The following is a 24,700-nucleotide window of genomic DNA, read 5'->3' on the forward strand; positions in this document are numbered from 1 at the left end:
GGCCAATAATTTAAATGTGGAGTATCTCAAGGATAAGGTGATAAATTTAGACAGCATGCTGTCCGAAGTTCGTGTTTTTGCGCCTGCAACTGTCGCAAATATGATCTGTGGTTTTGATATATTGGGGTTTGCTGTCGAGGAACCCGGTGATGAGGTGGTTATGCGGCGCACGCAACAACCTGGAGTAACGATTCGGGAAATAACTGGCGACGATGGAAGACTACCACTCGATCCCGGTAAGAATACGGTATCTGCCTGTGTTCAATATCTATTACAAGCCTTGAATATCTCTTCAAAGGTAGGTGTCGAAATTGAATTGCATAAACATATGCCAATTGGATCGGGACTTGGCTCCAGTGCAGCAAGTACCGTGGCTGGGCTTTTTGCCATCAATACCATGCTTGGAAACCCTTTGACAAAAGAAGAATTACTGCCATTTTGTGTTGAAGGTGAGCGTTTGGCTTGCGGTACAGGCCATGCCGATAATGTTGCCCCGGCGCTTTATGGAGGCATAACATTAATTCGGGGAAATGAACCTTTGGATGTTATTTCCATTCCTTCACCAAAAGAACTCGTAGCAGCGGTCGTTTTTCCACAGGTCGATGTTCCCACACGTGACGCAAGACAACTTATAAAAGATAAAGTGCTGTTAAAAGACGCCGTCACACAATGGGGAAATATCGCGGGATTGGTTGCCGCGTTGTTCAAGGAAGATTATGATCTCATTGCGCGAAGCATGAAAGATATTCTTATTGAACCAACCCGTGCAATTTTAATTCCTCAGTTTTATGAAATGAAAGAGATTGCCTTGAAAAATGGCGCCTTGAGTTTTGGTATTTCTGGCTCAGGACCTTCCGTCGTTGCAATAACACGGGATGAAAAAATAGCAAAGGATATTGCCGACAAAATACAAACTCATCTCAAAGAAAATGAAATTGATAGTTTTGGCTATGTTTCCCGTGTCAATGTGGAAGGACCCAGAATATTAGATTAAAAATTATTTAAGGACAGAAACGAGGTTTATAAAATCTTAGGTTAATTGATCATTGCCTCAGAAAAGATAATAAAATGAAATATCCACATTCTAAAGTCAACACGAATGAAAATAACAGGATGTTTTATCGGCCTCTACAAAAAGATTATTTACATATGAAATTTTATAGTACAAATAATAAAACATTAGAAGTCTCCTTCAAAGATGCGGTCTTCAATTCTCTCCCTGCAGACAAAGGATTGTATATGCCTGAAGAGATACCACAATTGGATCCGCTGTTTATTAAGAATATTCAACAGTATTCCTTGCAGGAGATTGCTTTTGAAGTAGCTTCTACACTATTGGGAAATGATATTCCCAAAGACGATTTAAAACAGATTGTGAACGATGCCATCAATTTTGATGCTCCTGTAAAATTCTTGACCGACAGCACCGCTGTGCTTGAACTATTTCATGGGCCATCTTATGCCTTTAAGGATTTTGGGGCTCGCTTTATGAGTAGGGTCATGGGCTATTTTTCAAAGACTGACGATAAATTACTGGACGTACTTGTCGCGACATCAGGCGATACCGGTGGAGCTGTTGCCTTGGGCTTTTTGGGAGTAGAAGGAACACGTGTGACGATACTATATCCTAAAGGTAAAGTCTCGGAGGTTCAGGAATTACAACTGACCACTAATGGACAAAATATTCGTGCTATTGAGGTAGAAGGAACCTTTGACGATTGTCAGGCATTGGTAAAACAAGCCTTTAGTGATGCCGAACTTAATGCTATATTGCGTTTGACTTCCGCTAATTCAATCAATATAGCACGGTTGATCCCACAGACATTTTATTATTTTTATGCGTATGCACAATTGAAGTCACAAGGAGTCAATGAGGTCGTATTTACAGTGCCGAGTGGTAATTTTGGTAATATTGGAGCTGGTTTATTGGCTTATAAAATGGGACTTCCAGTGAAACATTTTGTAGCAGCAACAAACGTCAATGATACCGTTCCTAGATTCCTTTCTTCAGGTAAATATGAGCCACTGCCTTCTGTTCAAACCCTAAGCAATGCCATGGATGTGGGAAATCCAAGCAACTGGGTACGTATACAGGATCTCTTTGGCGGAAATGTGGCTGAATTAAAAAATATGCTTTCTTCTTATACATTTACAGATGAAGAAACAAAAGAAGGAATGCAGAAATTACTTGAAGAATCGGATTATATCGCCTGTCCGCATACAGCAATTGCCTGGCTTGGCGCTCGTGCTTATGCAAATGAGTACCCCGGTCCGTATGCTTCAGTTTTCTTATCGACAGCACATCCCTGCAAATTCCCGGATGCAATAGCCGCAGATGTATTCGAAAAAATAGTTTTGCCTGTCGGCGCAGAAACATTGCAAGGAAAAGAGAAATTAGCAGAATCTTTGAAAGTTGATTTTGAAGCCTTCAAAAAATATTTAATCAACCATAACTAAACGTTGAGGGCTCCTTAGGAGCCCTTTTATTTTTATTCAGAAATAGTTGAGTTTTTTGGATTAAAAGGATTTTTGGGAAATATATAATGTATTGAGGATGTTAGATTGTTTTATCCGGAAAGTTTCATCAGGATGTCGAATTAATAAGTTAATTTTGCAACAATGAAATCAGTTTATTTGAATAAGGGTAAGGATAAAGCTGCCTGGCAATTGCATCCTTGGGTATTTTCTGGAGCAATTAAATCATTGTCCGATAAAATTGAAGATGGCGAAGTTGTTGGCGTTTACAATGCTGAACGTGAATTTATTGCCTATGGTCTATTTCACAATAGCTCGCGTGTAGCCATTCGTTTATTGGAGTGGAACCCTCAAGCACAGATTGATGCAGATTGGTGGCGTGCCCGAGTTCAGAAGGCTGTTGCAGCAAGACAGCATCTGTTGCAAGAAGGCGTTACCAATACAGTTCGTTTAATCTTTGCTGAAGCAGATTTTCTTCCTGGACTTATTGCAGATAAATACGCAGATTTTATATCCATTCAGATTCATTCAGTTGGGGTGGAAAAAGTCAAATCCATTATTATAGATGAATTGAATGCTTTGCTGCAACCCAAAGGAATTTATGAGCGCAGTGATCTGAAATCCCGCGAACATGAAGGATTACCCGATACCAATGGACTTTTGTTTGGAGAACTTCCATCTGAATTTGTCGACGTTATCGAAAATGGCATTCATTATAAGGTTAACATTATTGATGGGCAAAAATCGGGATTTTATTGCGACCAACGTGAAAATCGCCAGCTAACGGCCAACTACGTTTTGAATAAACGAGTCCTAGATTGTTTCTGCTATTCCGGTGGTTTTACGTTAAATAGTTTGAAAAGTGGCGCTGCAGAAGTCATATCTGTAGATAGTTCTGCACTGGCTATTGAAACCCTGGAAAAGAATATTGTTGAAAATGGTTTTGAACCTAGTCGACATAAAGCAATATTGTCTGATGTAAACAAGCAATTGCGTAAATTCATTGATGAAGGGGAAAAATTTGATCTGATTGTCCTGGATCCACCGAAATATGCACCCTCTCGATCTGCATTGGAAAGAGCATCAAGGGCGTATAAAGACCTGAATCGCCGCGGATTGATGTTGTTAAATAGCGGTGGTTTATTAGCGACATTTTCTTGTTCAGGTGCGATGGATATGGATACGTTCAAACAAGTGCTCGCTTGGGCTGCACTGGATGCCGGTAAGGAAATTCAGTTTATCAGACAATTTCATCAACCTGAAGACCATCCTGTCCGGGCCTCGTTCCCCGAAGGTGAATATCTGAAAGGATTGTTGGTACGCGTATTGTAATTATTATATGAAGGTAGTTTAGGTTGGTTTGTTAAAATCAACCTTTTTAATTTTTGAAAGACGTCATGATACAAGAGAAGGCGGGTAGACCTATTTTTTCTATTTTGTTTGCCGTGAGTATGGTGCATCTTCTGAACGATATGATTCAGGGAGTGATACCGGCAACCTATCCCTTGCTCAAAGAAGAGCATCATCTAAGCTTTTCTCAGGTTGGGATGATTACAATGGTTTATCAGATAGCAGCTTCAATATTCCAGCCTGTTGTAGGCTCATTTACGGATAAACATCCTGTACCGTACTCCCAGATTATAGGGATGTCTTTTTCACTTCTCGGTATGTTTTTGTTTTCGAAAGCACATAGTTATGAATGGATCTTATTTTCTGTTTTTCTGGTCGGGATTGGATCTTCAATCTTTCACCCTGAATCTTCTCGTGTAGCTTATATGGCGTCGGGAGGAAGAAGAAGTATGGCACAATCTATTTTTCAGATCGGAGGCAATGCAGGGACCGCAATGGCTCCAATCATTGTCGCTTTTTTGGTTTTACCGAGAGGGCAACAGGCGATCGCTTGGATGTGCTTATTTACCATTCTCGGCCAATTTATATCTTATTATATCGGTAGTTGGTATAAAAAGAGGCTTCAAAGCTCCGCTAAATCAACGAAGAGAACAATACGCGTACCTGATCTACCCAATAGCAGAATCGTCGTGACGGTTATTATACTCCTATTACTGATTGTTTCAAAATACTTCTATATAGCAAGTATCACAAACTACTTCCAGTTTTATACAATCAAGAAATTCGGAATCAATGAAGTGGAAGCACAAGTCTATCTATTTTATTTTCTGATAGCCGTTGCGGTGGGAACCCTACTTGGAGGAGCATTCGGCGATCGATTTGGTCGCAAATATGTCATCTGGTTCTCCGTCTTGGGCGTTGCGCCATTTGCATTGGCATTACCCTATGTTGGACTTACGATGACGGGGATATTAATCGTGATTATTGGGTTGATTTTATCATCAGCTTTTCCAGCAATTATTGTTTATGCACAAGAACTATTGCCTAAAAAGTTGGGTATGGTTTCAGGTTTATTTTACGGCTTTGCATTTGGAATGGGGGGGATTGGATCCGCTGTACTTGGCTGGCAGGCAGATCATACTTCCATCGAGTTTATTTATCACTTATGTTCCTATCTGCCATTGATCGGTATTGTGGCTTATTTTCTTCCCAATCTACAAAAAACACCTTATAAAGAAATTTAGATTTAACATATAGGCATATGTTAAAAAAGAAAGAGCGGATTTCAATAAAGTATCCGCTCTTTTCTTTTATTACTTGATGCAGTCCATCCAGGCTGAGGCCATCATTTGTGCCCCAGCAAGCGTGGGATGTACGCCGTCCGCAGCCCAATAGGCACCAGGGGCATTCTTTTGAGCATTGTCGAATATTTTTTGATAGGGGATAAGAATTGCTCCAAATTCTTTGGCGATCTCACGAGCGGATTCTTGATAAGCCAAAAATTTTGGATACCAAGCTTCAGTAATGTGACCTACACCCTTTACTGCAAAAGGCTCTCCAATGATCAATTTGACATTTGGAAGCTTTTGTAATGTCTCCTGCAATAGCTGTTTGTACTGGGATTTATACTCTTCAACCGTAGTCTGTGCTCCTCGATCGATTGTCCGCCAGAAATCGTTCACACCAATCAAAATACTCAATACAGTAGGGTTAATTGCCAGAGTATCCTCCTGCCAGCGCTTTTGAAGATCGGGTACACGATTTCCGCTAATACCTGTATTATATACCTTTAGTCTCTTTGCTGGATATTTATTTAAGAGTTGGCTGGCAGCCAATAAAGCATAACCATGCCCCAGCGCTGCGGTGTCATTGGCATTTTTGTTATTTCTATCTCGGCCCACATCCGTAATGGAATCGCCCTGAAATAAAATGATGTCGTCGTTATTTAAAGTGATTTTTGAGGAACCGACTGTTGATTCGTGTGCGAATACATCGTTTCTCAGTAAATCGGCGCCAGTCAATAGACCGGTGCCAATAATGCTTTTTTTGATAAATGATCTGCGGTTTGTGTTCATTATTAGGTTTTTGTTATGTTTAAAGTTACATACTTTAGGCATACTTTTCCAAACCTTTTATAATGATGTTACAAGCTTTTTCAATTTCTAGATTTGTAATAGTCAATGGTGGGGCGACACGGAGTGCCGTTTCACAATGCAGATACCAATCGATCATAACCCCTTTTTCAGCACAATACTTACTCACATTGTAAACTTGATCAAAAGAAGCCAGTTGCAGACACATCATAAGGCCTAGTCCTCGAATTTCTTTAATTGCAGGATGCCTGAGTTTTTCTTTAAATAAAAGCGATTTTCGCTCAACCTGTTCGACTAATTTTTCTTCCTTGATAACAGCTAGTGAAGCCCGCGCTGCGGCACAACTCACAGGATGCCCCCCGAAAGTTGTGATGTGCCCAAGCATGGGATTATCCTTAATAACGTCCATCACTTCTTTGGCTGCAACAAATGCACCCAAGGGCATACCGCCTCCGATGCCTTTGGCAAGCATCAGGATATCTGGAACAATAGCAAAATGTTCGAAGGCGAAAAGACGGCCTGTTCGACCGAAACCTGTTTGAATTTCATCAAAGATCAGTAAAGTACCTGTTTCATTACAGCGTTTTCTAACAGCTTGCATGTAAGCGATATCCGGGACTCGGACACCAGCTTCTCCCTGAATAGCTTCGAGGATGACAGCAGCAGTTTGTTCCGTAATCTTTGTGAGATCTTCCATGTCATTAAACCCGATAAAATCTATTTCGGGAAGGAGGGGGGCATACGCTTTGCGATACTCATCGTTTCCGATCAGACTGAGCGCGCCTTGTGTGCTGCCGTGGTACGCTTTTTTTGCAGCGATAATCTGCCTGCGACCAGTATATTTCTTTGCTATTTTCATAGATCCCTCTACGGCTTCCGTTCCACTGTTGGTGAGGTAGACTGATTGAAAATTAGCGGGAAGTTCTGCTAGTAATTCTGTAGCAAATTGCACCTGTGGCGCCTGCACAAATTCACCATAAACGGTGACATGTAAGTACTGCTCCAATTGTGATTTTATAGCCTCTAAAACCTTCGGATGACGATGGCCTATATTGCTGACATTGAAGCCGGAGACCAAATCCATATATTCTTCTCCATTGGGGCCATAAAGGTAGACACCTTCAGCCTTAACTACTTCAACCAATCTAGGTGAGCTAGATGTTTGAGCAGTATTCATTAAAAATAATTCTCTGTTGCTTAACATGATCTTACAAATGTCCGAAAATAAAAAAGAAGTCTTCAAGACTTCTTTTTTATTTTCGAGATTATTTTCTTCTATTCTGCAGGGATTTGTATAGATGTTCTCTGAATTCCTGTTCTACTTCAAAAAATTGCGATGCCCGCGCATTGCCAATAACTTTGGCAAATTTGACCCGGTATTCTTTTTTGATCTCCACTTCTTTAACATCATACTGTAAGACATCTCTGGAACCACCTCTAAAACTATTTTTGGGAGCACCATTCAATTTTTCTTTTCTGATATCCCAAAGTGTTTGGCTATACTCATTATAGAGCGGAAAGAATTGCTGAGCCTCTCTTGGCGTTAAATCTAGTTCTTTAGTAATGTAAGCTATTTTTTCATTTTCTATAGCTTGAAATCGATTTTTGTCTTGTGCAAAGCCCAAGGCAATAGAAAATATACTAAAGAACAATGTTATCCATATGTATTTTTTATCGAACATCATTATAAGGTATAGTTTAGATAATCTTCTATTTCTTGTTTAGATATATTACTCCCAAATCCCTTGGTAGGGAGATTCGCTTCATCGGTATACTGGGACATATAGATCATATCATCACCAGAAGCTGAAGCCGCAAGGTAATTAATAATTTCCTGCTTAGGAATTTCTGACAAATGTTGGCTCAACTGCTCTTCTGCAACTGTTTCTACGGGAGCTGCATTTTGTTGTTGATACTGATACCCCCAATATCCTCCTATGCTCAACATGGCGGCAAAAGATGCTGCAACAGCATAGCGTGCATACCATTTTTTCGGTCTTCCTATTTGATGGATAGGTGTATGATCTTTTTCAGGCTCCTGCACAGCATTAATAATACTGTCGGAAAGAGTCTCAAAATAATGTTGTGGTACATCAAAGCCTGCAGTCACAACCGTTTCTTTGAGTTTTTCTTCAGCGATACGAGCAAAAATAGTCGATTCAACTGTTTCTTCATAGCCAGCCGGAACAGAGAAACCATCTGTAGGAACTGTTTTCTTCAATTCCTGCTCAGCTAAACGGGCGAAGATGGAATCTTCAAGCGTTTGATTATAAGCAGAAGGCATTGTAAAGCCATCAGATACAATCGTTTCTTTTAATTTGTCTTCTAAAATTCGGTTGAGGATAGTTGAAGATAGTTCGGAAGCATAATTTTCAGGAATTTCAAAGCCGTCAGTAGCAACTTGATTTTTTAAATTGTCTTCTGCTACTTTACACATAATGGCCTCAGATAGGCTATCAAAATATCCTTCTGGAACCTCAAAGATGGATTCTTCCTTGCATTCAATCAATTTGACTTGCGTAATTATTTTTGATTCTAAATCACTGAAATAATTTTCAGGTAAGCCAAATGGATTTTCACGCAACGATGCTGGAAGATTTGTAGGCTCCAGCCCATCATGATATGTGCCATTTTCCTTCATAGTATTTGTTAGAACCTAATTTCGCTAAAAGGTTTAATCGTTGTTGTTAAAAAATGCCTCTATTTTTTTGACGGCCAAATGATAAGAGGCTTTAAGCGCTCCAACACTTGTTCCGAGAACTTCTGAAATCTCTTCATATTTCATGTCTTCAAAATATTTCATATTGAAGACCAATTTTTGCTTCTCTGGCAAGGTCAACAAAGCCTGTTGTAATTTCATTTGAGCTCTATCACCATTGAAATAATTGCCATCAGCAAGCGTTTCTGCCAGATAAGCAGTCGTGTCGTCATCCAACGACACGTTCTGCTTTTGCTTTTTCTTATTTAAGAAGGTAATACATTCATTTGTTGCAATACGATAAAGCCACGTGTATAACTGTGAGTCTTCCCGGAAGTTCCCAAGGTTCTTCCATACTTTCACAAAAATATCTTGTACAACATCGTCCGCATCGTCATGATCGATGACCATTCTTCGCACATGCCAATAAATCTTCTGTTGATATTTCTTCAACAATAAACGGAAAGCTTCTTCTCGCGTACTCTCTTCGGCGAATTTTGCTATAATTAAAGCGTCATCCATATATTGACTTGCGTAGTTTTGTTATTTTCTTTTGATTACTTTTTGAGCCGCTGCAACAATAGCCGCTGCATTCAGACCGTATTTTTCCATCAATTGAGCAGGAGTACCTGATTCTCCAAAACTATCATTTACAGCAACGTATTCTTGTGGAGTAGGCAACTCTCTTGTTAATACCTGAGCAACGCTATCACCTAAACCGCCAAGACGATTATGCTCTTCCGCCGTTACGACACATTTGGTTTTAGCAACAGATTTTAAAATAGCTTCTTCATCCAAAGGTTTGATTGTATGGATATTGATAATCTCAGCGTTGATGCCCAACTCAGCTAATTGCTCACCAGCTTGGATAGCTTCCCATACCAGATGACCTGTAGCAATGATCGTAACATCCGTTCCTTCATTTAATAATACCGCCTTACCAATCACAAATTCCTGATCAGCAGGAGTGAAGTTAGGAACTACAGGACGGCCAAAACGCAAATAAACCGGTCCATCATATTTGGCTGCAGCAATCGTAGCGGCTTTTGTTTGATTGAAATCACAAGGATTGATCACTGTCATTCCAGGCAACATTTTCATCAAACCGATATCTTCTAAGATTTGGTGAGTTGCACCATCTTCACCTAAGGTTAGACCAGCATGTGACGCCGCAATTTTTACATTTTTGTCCGAGTATGCGATCGATTGGCGAATCTGATCATAAACACGGCCTGTTGAGAAATTTGCGAATGTACCTGTGAATGGTATTTTACCACCGATCGTAAGTCCGGCAGCAATACCCATCATGTTTGCTTCCGCAATACCGATTTGGAAAAAGCGCTCAGGAAATTCTTTGATAAAATCGTTCATTTTTAACGAACCGATTAAATCAGCACATAATGCAACTACATTCTCATCTTGCTTTCCTGCTTCTAGTAAGCCCGCACCAAATCCTGAGCGTGTATCTTTTGACTCTGTATAAGTATATTTTTTCATGCTAGTAATCTCCTAAAGTTTCTGTAAGCTGATTCAACGCCGACGCCAATTGTTCGTCATTTGGAGCAACACCATGCCATTTATGAGAACCCATCATAAAATCAACACCGCTACCCATTTCAGTATGCATCAGAATAATAACCGGTTTACCTTTTCCTGTGCGTGATTTAGCTTCTGCTAAACCTGCAACAACAGCATTCATGTCATTGCCTTTAGCAATTTCCATCACATCCCAGCCAAATGCTTCCCATTTTGCACGAAGATCACCAAGAGATAATACTTGATCTGTAGATCCGTCAATTTGTGCTTTGTTATAGTCAACAGTAGCAATTAAATTGTCGATTTTGTTGTGTGGTGCGTACATTGCAGCTTCCCAAACTTGGCCCTCCTGCAATTCGCCATCACCCATTAAAACATAAACTAGATTATTGTCTTTATTCAATTTTTTTGCCTGTGCGGCTCCAATTGCAACAGATAATCCTTGGCCCAATGATCCCGAAGCAATACGAATACCCGGAAGGCCTTCGTGTGTTGTTGGGTGACCTTGAAGTCTGGAATTGATTTTTCTGAACGTTGCTAATTCGCTCACTTCAAAATATCCCGCATGCGCCAATGTACTGTAAAATACAGGAGAGATGTGTCCATTTGACAGGAAGAATAAATCTTCTCCTTTTCCATCCATGTCAAAGGAAGGATTGCGTTTCATTGCATTGAAATAAAGCGCCACAAAGTAATCTGTACAACCTAACGAACCACCTGGGTGTCCTGATTGACAAGCGTGTACCATACGTACGATATCACGTCTTACCTGTGATGCAATTTGTTCTAGTTTGTTAATATCTGCACTCATTTTTTTTGTTGGTTTCACAATTGGTCGTAAAGTTAACTATTTTTAAGCTAGATGCTTGTTAAAAAATGAATTTATATTGACTTATCCCAGATCGACGATGTGTTTGATCTGCGGATTTTTATTTTTTTTGTACCTTGCTTCACTTTATAAAACCAACAATTTTCAGCATAATGCCTAATCAACTCAAAAGCAGCCTTATTATTTCAGCGCTCTCAGCCCTTTATTTGCATTCTTCTGCCCAGCACATCAACATTTACCATAAGGATTGGATCGATTTTAACAAAAATGGGAAAAAGGATATTTATGAAGACCCCAAACAGAAAATAGCCAGTCGCGTGGAGGATCTGTTGCGTCAAATGACTGTTCAAGAAAAGGCCAATCAGACGGTTACACTCTACGGTTATGGGCGGGTTTTGAAAGATGAGCAGCCCACTGCCGCTTGGGACAAAGAGATTTGGAAACACGGCTTGGCCAATATCGACGAAATGTTGAATAGCTTGGCTTATAATAAGTCGGCAAAAAGTTCATTTTCGTATCCCTTCAGCCGCCATGCTCAAGCCTTAAATAATGTTCAAAAATGGTTTGTGGAAAACACACGACTTGGTATTCCCGTTGATTTTACCAATGAGGGGATTCATGGACTCAACCATGATCGCGCTACTTCCCTGCCGGCACCAATCAATATTGGAAGTACATGGAATACTTCACTGGTACGTAAAGCTGGCGATATAATTGGTAGGGAAGCCAAATATCTGGGCTATACCAATGTCTATACGCCTATTCTTGATGTTTCTAGAGATCCGCGCTGGGGAAGAGTGGTTGAAACCTATGGCGAAGATCCGTTTCATATTGCTGAAATGGGGAAACAAGTTGTTTTAGGGATTCAACAAAATGGAGTCGCATCCACATTGAAACATTATGCGGTCTATTCTGTGCCCAAAGGGGGAAGAGATGGCAATGCACGTACGGATCCTCATGTTGGCTTTCGTGAGATGCATTCGCTTCACCTCTATCCATTTAAAAGGGTCATAAAGGAAGCCAAACCCTTGGGAGTCATGAGTAGTTATAATGATTATGATGGCGTGCCTGTATCTGCCAGCAGCTATTTTTTACAGGACTTACTCCGAAAAGAGTATGGTTTTGAAGGGTATGTGGTGTCCGACAGTGAGGCTCTAGAGTTTATTTACAACAAACACCATGTTGCTGCAAACTATAAAGATGCTATTAAACAGGCATTAGAGGCGGGTTTGAATGTGCGGACAAATTTTGATCCACCGAGTACATATCTAACGCCACTAATGGAACTAATAGAAGAAGGAGGGCTGGATATCAAAATATTGGATCAGCGGGTTCGCGAAGTCCTGACCGTGAAATTTAAACTGGGTTTATTTGATCATCCATTGAGAGAAGATATAGCGATAGCCGATAAAAAGGTGCATACCCCCGCAGATGAAGAAGTATCACTTCAAATGAATAAGGAGTCTATTGTTCTGTTGAAAAATGAACAGAATCTTCTCCCAATAGACGTGAATAAATACAAACGAATTTTGGTTACGGGACCAATGGCAGAAGCAACAAATTATACGACAAGTCGCTATGGACCTTCCAATAATCCGATCACCACCATCAAAGATGGGATTATAAACTATGGAAAAACAAAGGCACTTCGGGTTGATTATGCAAAAGGGGTAGATGTCGTGGATAAAAACTGGCCTGAGAGTGAGATTATTCCAACAGACTTGTCCGGCGAGGAGCTGGAAAAGATGGCCGAAGGTGTTCGTCTCGGTAAAGAATCTGACCTAATCATAGCGGTAATGGGCGAGTCGGAACGGGAAGTCGGTGAAAGTCGATCGCGATCAGATCTAAATTTGCCAGGCAAGCAACGCGACTATTTAATGAAATTGAAGGAAACAGGTAAACCTATTGTGCTGGTACTTGTCAATGGTCGTCCACTTACTGTCAATTGGGAAAACAAATATCTACCTGCAATTGTGGAGAGTTGGTTTCTTAGCAATCAGTCGGGAAATGTTCTTGCCGAAATGCTGTTTGGAGGGTATAGCCCTAGTGGAAAATTGCCCATTTCATTTCCGAAGTCCGTCGGACAGGTTGAAATGAATTTTCCGACCAAGCCCGCTGCACAGGCGGGGCAACCTGGGGTCGGACCCAATGGGTGGGGCAATAGTCGGGTTGTTGGATTCTTATACCCTTTTGGATATGGATTAAGCTACACAGATTTTAGTTTTTCAAATTTACAACTCGCTAAGAAACAGATCAGACCAACGGATTCCCTTACAGTTACGGTTGATATTGAAAACATAGGGAAGAGGAAAGGCGCCGAAGTTGTTCAGCTTTATATCAAAGACGTGCTGTCTTCGGTAACGACATATGAGATGGATTTGCGTGGATTCGAAAAAGTTGAACTTAATCCAGGGGAAAAGAAGACCTTACAGTTTACGATCTTACCTGCCCACCTGGAACTTTTGGATCAGCACAATAACTGGACAGTTGAACCCGGCAAATTTGAACTATTTATCGGTAATTCTTCTGTTAATCTTCCGCTTAAAGATTCATTTGAAGTAGTCAATTAGGTTAAAAAATGCTATACCAAGCAGATGGTGGATAGCGATTATTTCTTCTTAAGACTAGTGAATAAAAAAAGGATTCAGCAAAATTAATTACTGAATCCTTTTTTTATTGTATCGAATAGCTGTGATTACATGGCCTCAGCGACAACTTCAGTCACTTCTGGAACCATGCGTTTCAACAATCCCTCAATTCCTGCTTTTAATGTGATTGTCGAAGATGGACAACCACTGCAAGAACCTTTTAGTTCAACTGTCACAATACCTTCGTTGAAGGATTTATAATGGATTGCTCCACCATCTTGTTCAACAGCAGGTCTTACATAATCATGTAATACTTGTTGTATCTTCACTTCAGTTTCAGTACCTTCAAAATTAACCTCTGTATCGTGGTGTACCGTTTTTACAGCAAGTTCAGACTCTACAGCACCTTTTACAAAGTCTTTTAGCAAGGCTTCAATGTCTTCCCATTCCGCATCTTCAGTTTTGGTAATGGTCACGAAGTTACTTGCAAAAAATACCCCATTTACAAAGTTAAATTTGAATAATTCAAGTGCAAACGGTGAATCTTGTGCTGCTTCTTTATTTGGAAAATCCACACTACCGTTGATCAACAATTTATTGACCAAGAACTTCATTGTAGAAGGGTTGGGTGTAGACTCTGTATATACGTTAATCGTAGCCATGTAGTATCTATTTTTATTCCAAGCAAATATAGGTCAAATGAAGCTTTGTTAAGGTCATCTATAAGTAAAAGCTTATAAAGTGACACCTGTGTAGTTAGAAGGACTGATCGCTTTCAGTTCCTCTTTAACTTCCGCTGATACATTTAGATTATCAACAAATGTTGCTATCGTTTCTTTTGTAACATGTGTGTTGGTACGTGTTAGGTCTTTTAAAGCTTCATACGGCTTTGGATAGCCTTCCCTTCTCAATATAGTTTGTAGTGCCTCCGCAACAACAGCCCAATTATTTTCAAGATCATTGGCCAACGCCTGTTCGTTTAAAATCAATTTGCGTAACCCTCTCAAAGTCGATTTAATAGCAATTAGGGTATGTGCAAACGGAACACCAATATTACGTAATACCGTAGAATCTGTTAAATCTCGTTGAAGGCGGGAAACTGGTAACTTAGCCGCAAGGTGCTCAAAAATGGCATTTGCAATACCTAAATTTCCTTCTGCATTTTCAAAGTCAATCGGGTTGACTTTATGTGGCATAGCCGAAGAACCGATTTGACCAGCAGTGATTTTTTGTTTAAAATATTCCATCGAAATATATGTCCAAATGTCACGGCATAAATCGATGACAATATTGTTTATCCGTTTTAAGGCATCACAGCTCGCCGCAAAGTTATCGTAATGCTCAATCTGTGTGGTCGTTTGTGAACGGTCTAACCCCAAGATATTGTTTACAAAATTATTCCCAAAATTGATCCAATTTGTCGCTGGATATGCAACGTGATGCGCATTAAAATTACCAGTTGCGCCACCAAATTTAGCGGAATACGGTACTTGATGTAATAGTTGCAATTGACGTTCTATGCGTTCGATAAAAACATAAAACTCTTTACCCAAACGAGTTGGAGATGCCGGTTGTCCATGGGTACGTGCCAACATCGGGATGTCTGACCATGACGTTGCTAATGATTTTAACTCATGAAGCAACTCTTCTATTGCCGGTGTATAACTTTCTTTAATGGCTTCTTTCCAGGAAAGTGGAATCGCTGTGTTATTGATATCTTGTGAAGTCAAACCAAAATGGATGAATTCAAGGTAGTCCTGTAATCCTAATTTTTCAAATTGATCTTTTAGAAAATATTCAACTGCTTTAACATCATGGTTCGTAACTTTTTCTGTGTTTTTGATCCAAATGGCATCTTCTTCAGAAAAATTCCTGTAGATATCCCGCAATTTTTCATTGAGTGTTTTGTCAAACTGTTGTAATTGAGCAATACCGGATTCACTTAATGCAATAAAATATTCGACCTCTACGCGTACACGATATTTTATTAAAGCAAATTCGGAAAAAAATGCTGAAAGTTCATTAGTATTATTGTAATAGCGTCCGTCAATAGGCGTAACTGCTGTTAAAGATGATAAAGCCATAGATTGAATGATTTTTGGCAAAGGTAAAAAAATGCTTGGAGCTTAGCAATTTAATTGGTGTAGATATAAAAAAAGCCTCCTTGTTGAAGGAAGCTTTTTATACGGTGTAAATTCTTTTTCAGAGAATTAGTGAGCAGCTTTAGTTGAATCAACTTTAGCAGCAGCTGAATCTACAGCAGTTTTTGCTGAATCCAATTGCGTGTTAGCTGAATCTAAAGCAACGTTAGCTGAATCAGTAGCAGCGTCAGTTTTTTTAGCTGTTTCACCACATGATGCGAAAGCCAATGTTAAAGCTAAACCTAAGAAACCGAATTTTAATGCGTTTTTCATTTTATTAAAATTAAAATATTTTTAAATCTTGTTATTTAGGAGTTAATACCATTAAACCAAAAAGGTAACCCCTGTATTTATTTTTTTTAAAAAAAGAAAGGCCTTTCGTAAAAAAGGCCTTCCAAAAGCTTTATTCAGTCCTGAATTATTTAGTAGCAGCTGAATCAACTTTAGCAGCAGCTGAATCAACTTTAGCAGCAGCTGAATCAACTTTAGTAGCAGCTGAATCTAATGTGTTAGCAGCTGAATCAACTAAAGCAGAAGCTGAATCTGCAGCACCTTCAGCTTTTTTCTCTGAATTGTTACAAGATGCGAAAGCTACAGTTAAAGCTAAACCTAAGAAACCGAATTTTAATGCGTTTTTCATTTTCTAATTTTCTAATTTAAATTGAAATAATTTTCTTTTTCATCTCTTAATACACGTAACCAAAAAAGGTAACCCAAAAAATGATGTTTTTTTAAAAATATTTTTAACACATTGTTTTTCATTTATTTATAATTCTATGTTTTATTCAAAACATTCCTGATTCCACTATTTTATTGATAGGGGATTGGGCGATATAAGGTAAGATATTGTCCATTCGTTTGTTTACCGGATAATTCCATCATGTCGTATCATGTCATTTCCAAACAATTTTGGATTATTTTTCTTATTTTAAGAAGTAAACACTTAAAAAGAAATTGCAGTTATGTTTGATAAAGTAAAGAATATAATGGATTTGGCAAAATCAATAGACTTTGGCAAATTGGAAGAAATATCGAAGAAAGTGGATTTGGGAGCAGTCATGGATGCCGTATCAAAAATGGATGATAAGCAGCTTCATGGTTTAATGAAAATGCTAAGTGCAGGAAAAGAAAAAAAGGAATTACCGCCTATTAATGGTGATTTCTATGCTATGGATAGCAAATTAAACGATTCAGATCGTGCATTGCAATTGAAGGTAAGGGAGTTTATGGAGACCGAAGTTAAGCCAATCGTCAATAAATATTGGTTAAGAGATGAGTTCCCTTTTGAAATAGTACCGAAACTAGCAGCTTTAAATATTTGTGGCTATACCTACGATGGGTATGGTTGTATGGGGGGAAGTTCATTAATGGAAGGGATCATAGCGGCGGAGATAGCACGGGTAGATGCTTCTGTAGCGACTTTCTTTGGCGTACAGAGTGGTTTAGCCATGGGATCAATTTATATTTGCGGATCCGAAGAGCAAAAACAAGAGTGGCTGCCCAAAATGCAGCAGATGCAAGTGATTGGTGCTTTTGGTTTAACAGAGCCCGAAGTAGGGTCGGGAGCAGCAGGCGGATTGACAACGACCTGTAGGAAGACAGCTGAAGGTTGGGTCTTAAATGGTCAAAAAAAATGGATCGGGAATTCCACCTTTTCCGATATCACAATCGTATGGGCAAGGGATCTTGATGATGGCGAAGTTAAGGGGTTTATTGTACGAAAGGATAATCCAGGTTTTTCAGTTGAAAAAATTAAAGATAAGATGGCTTTGCGCATTGTGCAGAATGGCCTTATTACTTTAGCGAATTGTATCGTTCAAGAAAGTGATCGCCTGCAACATGCAAATTCTTTTAAAGATACAGGAAAGGTTCTTCAGATGACGCGAGCAGGTGTCGCTTGGATGGCCGTAGGATGTGCGCGAGGCGCCTATGAAAATGCCTTGGATTATACGCGTAAAAGGAGGCAATTTGGTAAACCAATCGCTTCTTTTCAACTTATTCAAAATCACCTGGTTGAAATGTTGTCCAATTTGACAGCTATGCAAACGCTTGTCTTCAGATTATCTGAATTACAGGATAAAGGTGAACTAAAAGATGAACATGCCTCGCTGGCTAAAGTCTTCTGTTCTTTACGTACGAGAGATATTGTTTCCAAGGCTCGAGAGGTCATGGGTGGAAACGGTATTCTGTTGGAGTATAATGTCGCACGGTTTTTGGCCGATGCCGAAGCAATTTATTCCTATGAGGGGACAAAAGAAATCAATTCACTCATAGTTGGTAGAAGTATAACTGGATTTAGTGCCTTTGTTTAGGCGAGATCCGGCTGGTTTTTGACTTCCTGTTGCCAAATATCGCTTAATACATAAAAAGGGCGTTGTTTTTTAAACAATGCCCTTTTTACTTCAGTTGGAGCAAAAAAGCAATTTTCTATTTCCGTTTAAATCGCATAATAGCAATATCTCCCATGATAAATGTCAAGGTATTCTCGCTTACACTATAGGTGTTTACCTTTTCCAATGTCGAAAAGAAAGTTGCTTCACCATTACCTTCGCAGGCCATTTTCGTTGACATAATCGGGCCAAAATTAATGGTATTTCCATTGGTTTTAAAAGTCGTATTGTAGTTATTACAGCTACTATTCCCGTTTACTTTACCACTGGCAGCATCAAATGTCATTGTTGGTTTACGATTGGGATATAGGCCATCGAAAGCAATCCGTGGGCCGGATATATAATCAAGTTCCCAAGTTCCACTAAGTTGTTGCTTATTGTCCTGAATCAACTTAAATTTTGCCAGGGGAGCCATTTTCGCTTTGTTCAAGCTAAGAATATCATCCTTAACCGTATAGTTATCTGCAGCAATCAGGTTTTTGGATAAGGCTTGTTCAATAGACATATCCGGACAGGCCATCATCGTAGACATACCCTGAGCAAATTTAACCTTTCCATTCTTTGATAAAGTCAATTCTCCACCGATGCCATTACATCCCCCACTTGCACTGTAACTTTTTTCATCCAGCTGGAGGTAAGGCATTTTACCGTTGATCTGAGCCGCTACTGGCTGTCCATTGATTTCAATCAATTGCCATTTTTTTCCAATTACTGACGACAGGCTACTTTCTGTGTTCTGCTCATTCGCGTTTTTCTTCATCACAGAGCAACTTCCAAGACTAACGATTAAGATGGCCAGTATGGCGATGTTTTTAAAGTTCATATTTTAAATTTTAACCTATTAACACCCTTTTTAACGTTTGGTTTGACAAAATGCTACAAAAGTTCACAAACAAAAAAGGCTTCCAGTTTGGAAGCCTTCTTTATCAGTAGGATAAATCTTACGATTTGTTTTTATTTTGTTGTGCTTGTTGTTGTGCACGCATCATTTCTTCCATTTTCGTTTGGAAGCTCGATTTTTTATCTGCTTTTGGATTCTTTTTATTTTCCTCCAATTTAGCTAAGATTTTCTCATCATTCACCATAGTGCGAATAACCAACTGCGTTAAGAACGTAAATAATGCACTTAAGAAATAGTAGTAATTCAAACCTGCTGGGAAGCTATTCAAAACAAAGAAGAAAATCAACGGCATGATATAGCCCATGTATTTCATTTGTCCTGTAGCACCAGATGTAGCGTTGTTATACCAGGTCGTTAACAGTGTTGTCAATGTCATCAAGATACACATCAACGAGATGTGGTTGAATGATCCAAAAATAGGTGCAAATGTGAATAGCGTATCATAAGTTGACATGTCCTTCATAAACAAGAAGCTTTGTCCTCTCAATTCAAATAAATTTGGAAAGAAGTAGAAGAACGCAATGGTAAATGGCATTTGTAAGACGAGAGGAAGACATCCGCCAAGTGGATTCACACCGACCTGTTTGTACAGTTTCATTTGCTCCTGCTGCATCAACATTTGATTGTCTTCACCCACTTTTGCTTTGATCTCATCCAGCTGCGGTTTTAAAACACGCATTTTGGCCATAGAGACATAAGACTTGTAGGTCATTGGGGAAAGAATCAACTTCAACATCAATGTCAATAAAAGGATAACGATACCATAGCTCATATGGAAACCATCCAGGAAGTTGAATACAGGTACTGTAATCCATTGGTTGATCCAACGCATAGGCCCCCAACCCATATTGATAATCGATTGATAATCATTTCCTTCAGCCTTCAATACATTGTATTGATTTGGTCCAAAGAAGAAGTTTAGGGAATAATTATTGTCCTTATGGTTATCAAATGCTAATTCCGCGTTTGTGTTGTAGAATTTAACGATATCGGTTTCTGACGCATGTTTTACATCCACTTTTGCATTGACAAAGCCATCTTTAGCGCTGAGGATACTAGAGAAGTAATGCTGCTTGAATGCAATCCATTGTACTTTTTTCTCCAATGCTTCATCAGCATCTTTTGATTCGGAAAGGTGATCTACTTTATTATCTTCTTTATAATACAGGGTAGATTTCTGTCTTTCAGATTCTATGTTTTGCTCTTTCTGTCTCAACGTGGTGTTCCAGTTCAGGGTCAACGTTTTTTGACTCTGCGGAATTAAATTCTGTATCCCTTTTGTGTTAATGTCCAGTCCTACATTATAACCTTTGCCAGCAATCGAGTATACATATTCAATATATTGATCGGCACTGTAATTTAGTCGGAATTTTACAGATTGTTTACCCTCAGCAGAAACTTGGATATCCGAAGATTCTGTATTGAAGTATAAATCATTTGTTGATACATTTTGACCAGCTGCATTAAACTGAAAACCAAACTTGTTGTCGTCGCCATCAAAAAGCATCAACGGTTTTCCATTGAAATTCTTTTCGCCTTTTAGTTCTACGGATTTAACCTTACCACCTTTTGTACTGATTTTGGCAATGATTTTCTCGTTTTCAATCGTAATGACTTTCTCCGTTCCAAATTTTGTCGCGCCAAAAGGTTTTTTCAATTCCGCCGAATCAGCAATCACTGCTGTTTGTGCTGCTTTGGCTTTAGCGGTAGAGTCACTTTCGGCAGGCAGTCCTTTTTCGGTACGCGCTTTAGCCTCTTGTCTCGCTTGTTCTTGTTTGATTTCCGATTCTGAAGGCTTCATCAGGTAAAATGAACCAGTGATGATAGCAAACATCAGGACCAAACCAATTAGGGTATTTCTATCCATTTTTAATAATTAAACTTAATTAATTGTATCCTTCTATTACTACTTTGATTTTTTGTTGGCCAAAGCAGCGGCTACAAAGCTAACAAAAAGTGGGTGAGGATTTGCAACAGTTGACTTTAATTCTGGATGAAATTGTCCGGCAACGAAAAATGGATGGTTTTTCAATTCGACAATTTCAACTAATCCAGTCTCCGGATTGAATCCTGAAGCAATCATTCCAGCAGCTTCATATTGTTTTAAATAGTCATTGTTAAATTCATAACGGTGACGGTGTCTTTCAGAAATTTTTGTTTTACCATAAATGGCAAAGGCCTTAGTTCCTTTTTTAATTTCACAGTCGTAAGCACCTAAACGCATTGTACCGCCCATATTGGTGATATTTTTTTGCTCTTCCATCAAATTGATGACCGGATTGCTCGTGGTGGCATCCATCTCGAAACTATTAGCGTCTTTCAGACCCAATACGTTTCTTCCGAACTCGATAACCGAACATTGCATACCTAAACAGATACCGAAGAACGGAATATTATTTTCACGAACATACTGAATAGCATTTAACTTACCGTCCAAACCGCGTTCCCCGAATCCTGGAGCAACCAAAACTCCATCCATAACTTTTAGCTTTTCAGCAACATTTTCTTTTGTAACACTTTCAGCAGCAATATAGCTTACTTTTACTTTACATTCGTTTGTTGCCCCTGCATGGATAAATCCTTCGATAATGGATTTGTAAGCATCTGGTAGTTCAACATATTTTCCGACTAAGGCAATATTCACTTCACTAGTTGGGTTTTTGAGCTTGCCAAGGAAGTTCTTCCAATTTTCTAAATCTGGCTCATTTTTGTTGGAAAGTTTTAGCTTTGTTAATGCTGTTTTATCAAGATTCTCCTTCAACATCAGTAATGGAACGTCATAAATCGTCGACGCATCGATAGATTCTACGACGGCGTTGATGTTGACATTACAGAATTGCGCTAATTTTTTACGGATTTCCTGTGATAATTTATGTTCAGTACGACACACTAGAATATCTGGTTGTACACCATATTCCAATAATGTTTTTACTGAATGTTGCGTAGGTTTAGTTTTAAGCTCGCCAGCAGCGGCTAGGTAAGGGACTAAAGTCAAATGGATAACCAGCGAATTATTGGCTCCTAATTCCCAGCGAAGTTGTCTTACAGCTTCCACAAATGGTAAGGACTCAATATCGCCCACTGTTCCACCCAATTCAGTGATGATAATATCATATTCACCAGACTCACCCAACAGTTGCATTCTGCGTTTTATCTCATCGGTGATATGGGGAATGACTTGAACGGTTTTTCCTAAATAGGCACCTTCACGTTCTTGTTGGATAACGTGTTGATAGATGCGGCCTGTCGTGACGTTATTTGCTTGTGAAGTAGGGACGTTCAGGAAGCGTTCGTAATGACCTAAATCAAGGTCTGTTTCAGCACCATCTTCCGTAACATAACATTCTCCATGCTCATATGGATTTAATGTTCCTGGGTCGATGTTAATGTAAGGGTCGAATTTTTGAATGGTAACTTTATAGCCACGCGCTTGGAGAAGTTTAGCAAGGGAGGCAGCAATAATACCTTTCCCCAACGACGAAGTAACGCCGCCCGTAACAAAAATATATTTAGTCATAACAATTAAAGGATTTTCAATTTTATGTGGTCAAAATGACCAATAATAGTTGCTTTATGTACGGGATACAAAGATAGCAATTTTTATTCAAAATCAGAATTGAAGATCGCTCGAATAATTAAATTAAAAATAGATGTTACCTTGGCTATCGATTGTTGTCTTTAGTGTAGGCTGTGCTTTTGACTTAATTTCAATACGATAGAAATTAGTGCTATTTGAAAATACAATCTCATAATTTTTGTGCCCATTTATAATTTCAGGATATAATTTGCTTAACTCCTGAATTGACGTTGCATAGCGTTTTTTATCGTTTCGATAGATCTGTTGCAGGTAAAAGATATTCCAGGTAACTTTTTCGAGCGCGAGGAATTGCTCATCGATAAATTGATGGTTTGTGTCGTTAACAAATTTTATATGTCCCCATCGCTCAGGGTAATGCATATTAACGAGGCCGATTGGAGACCATACCCAGTTCTCTTCAGCGAGCGTCTTACCCGTGTTGTCTTTTCTCTTGCTATAGATAGTTTCGGTATTGTCATAATGCCACTGAACGCGTGAGAAGTTTATCTTCCAGGTTTCATTTGCTTTGATCTGATTTCCTTCGCCAAAGTATTTTAGACTTTTTACAGGTATTTTCATTTCCACAGTCCAAAATTCATCCTTGTCTTGTGGATTGTTGATGGACCCGGCATGATAGACTGCAGTTTCAATATCTTTTGTGTCCCAATTTAGATTAGCCCTACCGCCAAAGCGATAAGGTTTAGTCATCAAAAGATCCATAACTGTATTTAATGCATTTATTTCAATCTCTATATATTCCGGAGAGAATAGATTTGGCTTGAGAAAGATCTCAAAATCATTGTCATGATAGATGATTGTATCTTTCTGTCTTAAATATCCTTTGATATGAGGTTCTTGAAGCTTGGCAAAAAGATAAAGGTTTTCTTTATCCCAAAGCATCTTGACTTGCGTCTTAAAAGTAGGAACAGGCTTATTTAATCCCTCAATATCCTTAAAAGAGTCTGTCCATGGCGCTTTTGACCAGGAAGCCTCATCGTCCTTTCCGTCAATCGTGATTGCATCTGTTGCTGGGTGTACATAATAGGTTTCAGGGCGCGACTGTAACTGAAGAAATTCATTCAGATTCCGTTGTGCAAAAGTAAAGGTCGGATAGCTTATAAAAGCAAAGATAAAAGCTATAATTCTCATCAAGATACAGTTTGATTTTTAACGGCAGCAAAGTGAAGATGGAACAAAATTAGGATGTTTTTAACTATTGTGATCATCTACGATTCTACCTTTCAGATACGAAGCTAAAAGTAAGTAAAATGTTTTAGCGCGGCAAAGAGGAGGGTGTGATTTTAGGAAACAATATATAATTGTCCTAAATTTATTACAGAAGCAGTGGTTTGTATGACCTGCGTTTTGGAAGCTACGGGTGGTAGGGCATAAAAAAAGGCTTTGAATGATTTCAAAGCCTTTTTTTATGCCGTGGTAGTCGTAATTAGATTCTTTTCGATTTAATACGAGCAGCTTTACCAGTAAGGCCGCGTAAATAGAATAATTTCGCGCGACGAACTTTACCGTAGCTGTTTACTTCAATTTTTTCAATGTTTGGTGAGTTTACAGGGAAAATACGTTCAACACCTACACCGTTTGAGATTTTACGAACGGTAAAAGTAGCGTTAGCACCTTCGCTGTTTAATTGAATTACTACACCTTGGTACACCTGTACACGCTCCTTATTTCCTTCGCGAATTTTATAATGAACGCTGATGGTATCTCCAGCTTTGAAAGCGGGAATTTCATTCTTTACTACCGCTTGTTCTTCTACAAATTTTACTAAATCCATGATTTCGAGTAATTATTAACGATTTATATCCTGTAAAAATCGGAATGCAATATTACGACTTATTTTCTGAATATAAAAATACTTTTTTAAAAAACTATTGACTGATATTCAAATCGGATGCAAAGATATGAAAATGAAATGGATAATCTAAAGATATTTTGAATATTCCTTTGTAGACTATATGGAGGGTGTTTTTGATTGCTAAATTCAATAGAATATATTGTTTTGATGAAAATATTATGCAATCAATCAGTCGTTTAGTGATTAATTTTCTATAGGGTGTTGACAAAGTCAAAAAATGATTCGATATTTGTGCCACACAAAACAAAG

22 protein-coding genes are annotated in these 24,700 nt (G+C 38.9%); 6 read left to right on the plus strand and 16 right to left on the minus strand.

The genetic code is table 11. From position 1 onward, the window contains the following. The first annotated feature begins 55 nt into the window (after window positions 1-55). From B2X72_RS07265 to B2X72_RS07280, 4 genes are all read left to right on the plus strand, one after another. Window positions 56-994: a homoserine kinase gene (locus B2X72_RS07265; RefSeq protein ID WP_088163765.1), complete on the plus strand. Its 939-nt coding sequence runs from the start codon at window positions 56-58 to the stop codon at window positions 992-994. A gap of 155 nt (window positions 995-1,149) precedes the next feature. Next, complete coding sequence (gene thrC / locus B2X72_RS07270) at window positions 1,150-2,457, plus strand: threonine synthase (RefSeq protein ID WP_088163763.1); 1,308 nt, start codon at window positions 1,150-1,152, stop codon at window positions 2,455-2,457. Between the two features lie 162 nt (window positions 2,458-2,619). After that, on the plus strand, window positions 2,620-3,807 hold the full coding sequence (locus B2X72_RS07275; RefSeq protein ID WP_075994142.1) for a class I SAM-dependent rRNA methyltransferase: 1,188 nt from the start codon (window positions 2,620-2,622) through the stop codon (window positions 3,805-3,807). Window positions 3,808-3,872: 65 nt separating this feature from the next. Further along, window positions 3,873-5,069, plus strand: coding sequence for an MFS transporter (locus B2X72_RS07280; protein WP_088162914.1), 1,197 nt, complete (start codon window positions 3,873-3,875; stop codon window positions 5,067-5,069). Between the two features lie 69 nt (window positions 5,070-5,138). On the opposite strand, the gene B2X72_RS07285 is transcribed toward B2X72_RS07280, so the two are convergent. The 7 genes from B2X72_RS07285 to B2X72_RS07315 form a co-directional block, all read right to left on the minus strand. Beyond that, window positions 5,139-5,900, minus strand: a complete 762-nt coding sequence (locus B2X72_RS07285) for an SGNH/GDSL hydrolase family protein (RefSeq protein ID WP_075994140.1) — start codon at window positions 5,898-5,900, stop codon at window positions 5,139-5,141. A 34-nt stretch (window positions 5,901-5,934) separates the two neighbouring features. Continuing rightward, the gene (locus B2X72_RS07290; RefSeq protein ID WP_088162912.1) at window positions 5,935-7,122 is read right to left on the minus strand and encodes an aspartate aminotransferase family protein; all 1,188 of its coding nucleotides are present in this window, start codon (window positions 7,120-7,122) and stop codon (window positions 5,935-5,937) included. Window positions 7,123-7,183: 61 nt separating this feature from the next. Continuing rightward, on the minus strand, window positions 7,184-7,603 hold the full coding sequence (locus B2X72_RS07295; protein ID WP_232475616.1) for a hypothetical protein: 420 nt from the start codon (window positions 7,601-7,603) through the stop codon (window positions 7,184-7,186). After that, a complete protein-coding gene (locus B2X72_RS07300; RefSeq protein WP_145327963.1) occupies window positions 7,603-8,559 on the minus strand; it encodes a hypothetical protein in 957 nt (318 codons plus the stop codon). Before B2X72_RS07300 ends, B2X72_RS07295 begins: the two co-directional genes overlap by 1 nt. 33 nt (window positions 8,560-8,592) lie before the next feature. Beyond that, window positions 8,593-9,138: an RNA polymerase sigma factor gene (locus B2X72_RS07305; protein WP_075994136.1), complete on the minus strand. Its 546-nt coding sequence runs from the start codon at window positions 9,136-9,138 to the stop codon at window positions 8,593-8,595. Window positions 9,139-9,159: 21 nt separating this feature from the next. After that, window positions 9,160-10,113, minus strand: coding sequence for a transketolase family protein (locus B2X72_RS07310; protein WP_075994135.1), 954 nt, complete (start codon window positions 10,111-10,113; stop codon window positions 9,160-9,162). A 1-nt stretch (window position 10,114) separates the two neighbouring features. Next, entirely contained in the window at window positions 10,115-10,963 is an 849-nt protein-coding gene (locus B2X72_RS07315; protein WP_075994134.1) for a transketolase, read from the minus strand. Window positions 10,964-11,133: 170 nt separating this feature from the next. Between B2X72_RS07315 and B2X72_RS07320 the strand changes: the two genes are divergently transcribed. Continuing rightward, window positions 11,134-13,551 carry a glycoside hydrolase family 3 N-terminal domain-containing protein gene (locus B2X72_RS07320; protein WP_088162910.1) on the plus strand — a complete coding sequence of 806 codons (2,418 nt, stop codon included), beginning with the start codon at window positions 11,134-11,136 and terminating at the stop codon, window positions 13,549-13,551. A 125-nt stretch (window positions 13,552-13,676) separates the two neighbouring features. On the opposite strand, the gene B2X72_RS07325 is transcribed toward B2X72_RS07320, so the two are convergent. From B2X72_RS07325 to B2X72_RS07340, 4 genes are all read right to left on the minus strand, one after another. Beyond that, window positions 13,677-14,231 (minus strand): NifU family protein, encoded by a 555-nt coding sequence (locus B2X72_RS07325; protein ID WP_088162909.1) that lies wholly within the window; start codon window positions 14,229-14,231, stop codon window positions 13,677-13,679. Between the two features lie 72 nt (window positions 14,232-14,303). Further along, window positions 14,304-15,653: an adenylosuccinate lyase gene (gene purB / locus B2X72_RS07330; protein WP_088162908.1), complete on the minus strand. Its 1,350-nt coding sequence runs from the start codon at window positions 15,651-15,653 to the stop codon at window positions 14,304-14,306. A 126-nt stretch (window positions 15,654-15,779) separates the two neighbouring features. Continuing rightward, window positions 15,780-15,983 (minus strand): hypothetical protein, encoded by a 204-nt coding sequence (locus B2X72_RS07335; protein ID WP_286848822.1) that lies wholly within the window; start codon window positions 15,981-15,983, stop codon window positions 15,780-15,782. 145 nt (window positions 15,984-16,128) lie between these two features. Next, on the minus strand, window positions 16,129-16,350 hold the full coding sequence (locus tag B2X72_RS07340; protein ID WP_075994129.1) for a hypothetical protein: 222 nt from the start codon (window positions 16,348-16,350) through the stop codon (window positions 16,129-16,131). 322 nt (window positions 16,351-16,672) lie between these two features. On the opposite strand from B2X72_RS07340, the gene B2X72_RS07345 reads away from it, so the two are divergent. Next, window positions 16,673-18,022, plus strand: coding sequence for an acyl-CoA dehydrogenase family protein (locus tag B2X72_RS07345; RefSeq protein ID WP_286848825.1), 1,350 nt, complete (start codon window positions 16,673-16,675; stop codon window positions 18,020-18,022). A gap of 115 nt (window positions 18,023-18,137) precedes the next feature. Here B2X72_RS07345 and B2X72_RS07350 read toward each other — a convergent pair whose 3' ends face one another. The 5 genes from B2X72_RS07350 to rplS form a co-directional block, all read right to left on the minus strand. Further along, entirely contained in the window at window positions 18,138-18,923 is a 786-nt protein-coding gene (locus tag B2X72_RS07350) for an META domain-containing protein (RefSeq protein ID WP_286848828.1), read from the minus strand. A 118-nt stretch (window positions 18,924-19,041) separates the two neighbouring features. Then, window positions 19,042-20,868: a membrane protein insertase YidC gene (gene yidC / locus B2X72_RS07355; RefSeq protein WP_286778246.1), complete on the minus strand. Its 1,827-nt coding sequence runs from the start codon at window positions 20,866-20,868 to the stop codon at window positions 19,042-19,044. A 39-nt stretch (window positions 20,869-20,907) separates the two neighbouring features. After that, window positions 20,908-22,518, minus strand: coding sequence for a CTP synthase (locus tag B2X72_RS07360; protein ID WP_286778247.1), 1,611 nt, complete (start codon window positions 22,516-22,518; stop codon window positions 20,908-20,910). A gap of 123 nt (window positions 22,519-22,641) precedes the next feature. Further along, complete coding sequence (locus B2X72_RS07365) at window positions 22,642-23,727, minus strand: carbohydrate-binding family 9-like protein (RefSeq protein WP_286802721.1); 1,086 nt, start codon at window positions 23,725-23,727, stop codon at window positions 22,642-22,644. Between the two features lie 295 nt (window positions 23,728-24,022). Beyond that, a complete protein-coding gene (rplS, locus tag B2X72_RS07370) occupies window positions 24,023-24,370 on the minus strand; it encodes a 50S ribosomal protein L19 (RefSeq protein ID WP_046671854.1) in 348 nt (115 codons plus the stop codon). Window positions 24,371-24,700: the final 330 nt, after the last annotated feature.

This window comes from Sphingobacterium sp. UBA7253, assembly GCF_002472745.1.
GTDB lineage: Bacteria > Bacteroidota > Bacteroidia > Sphingobacteriales > Sphingobacteriaceae > Sphingobacterium > Sphingobacterium siyangense.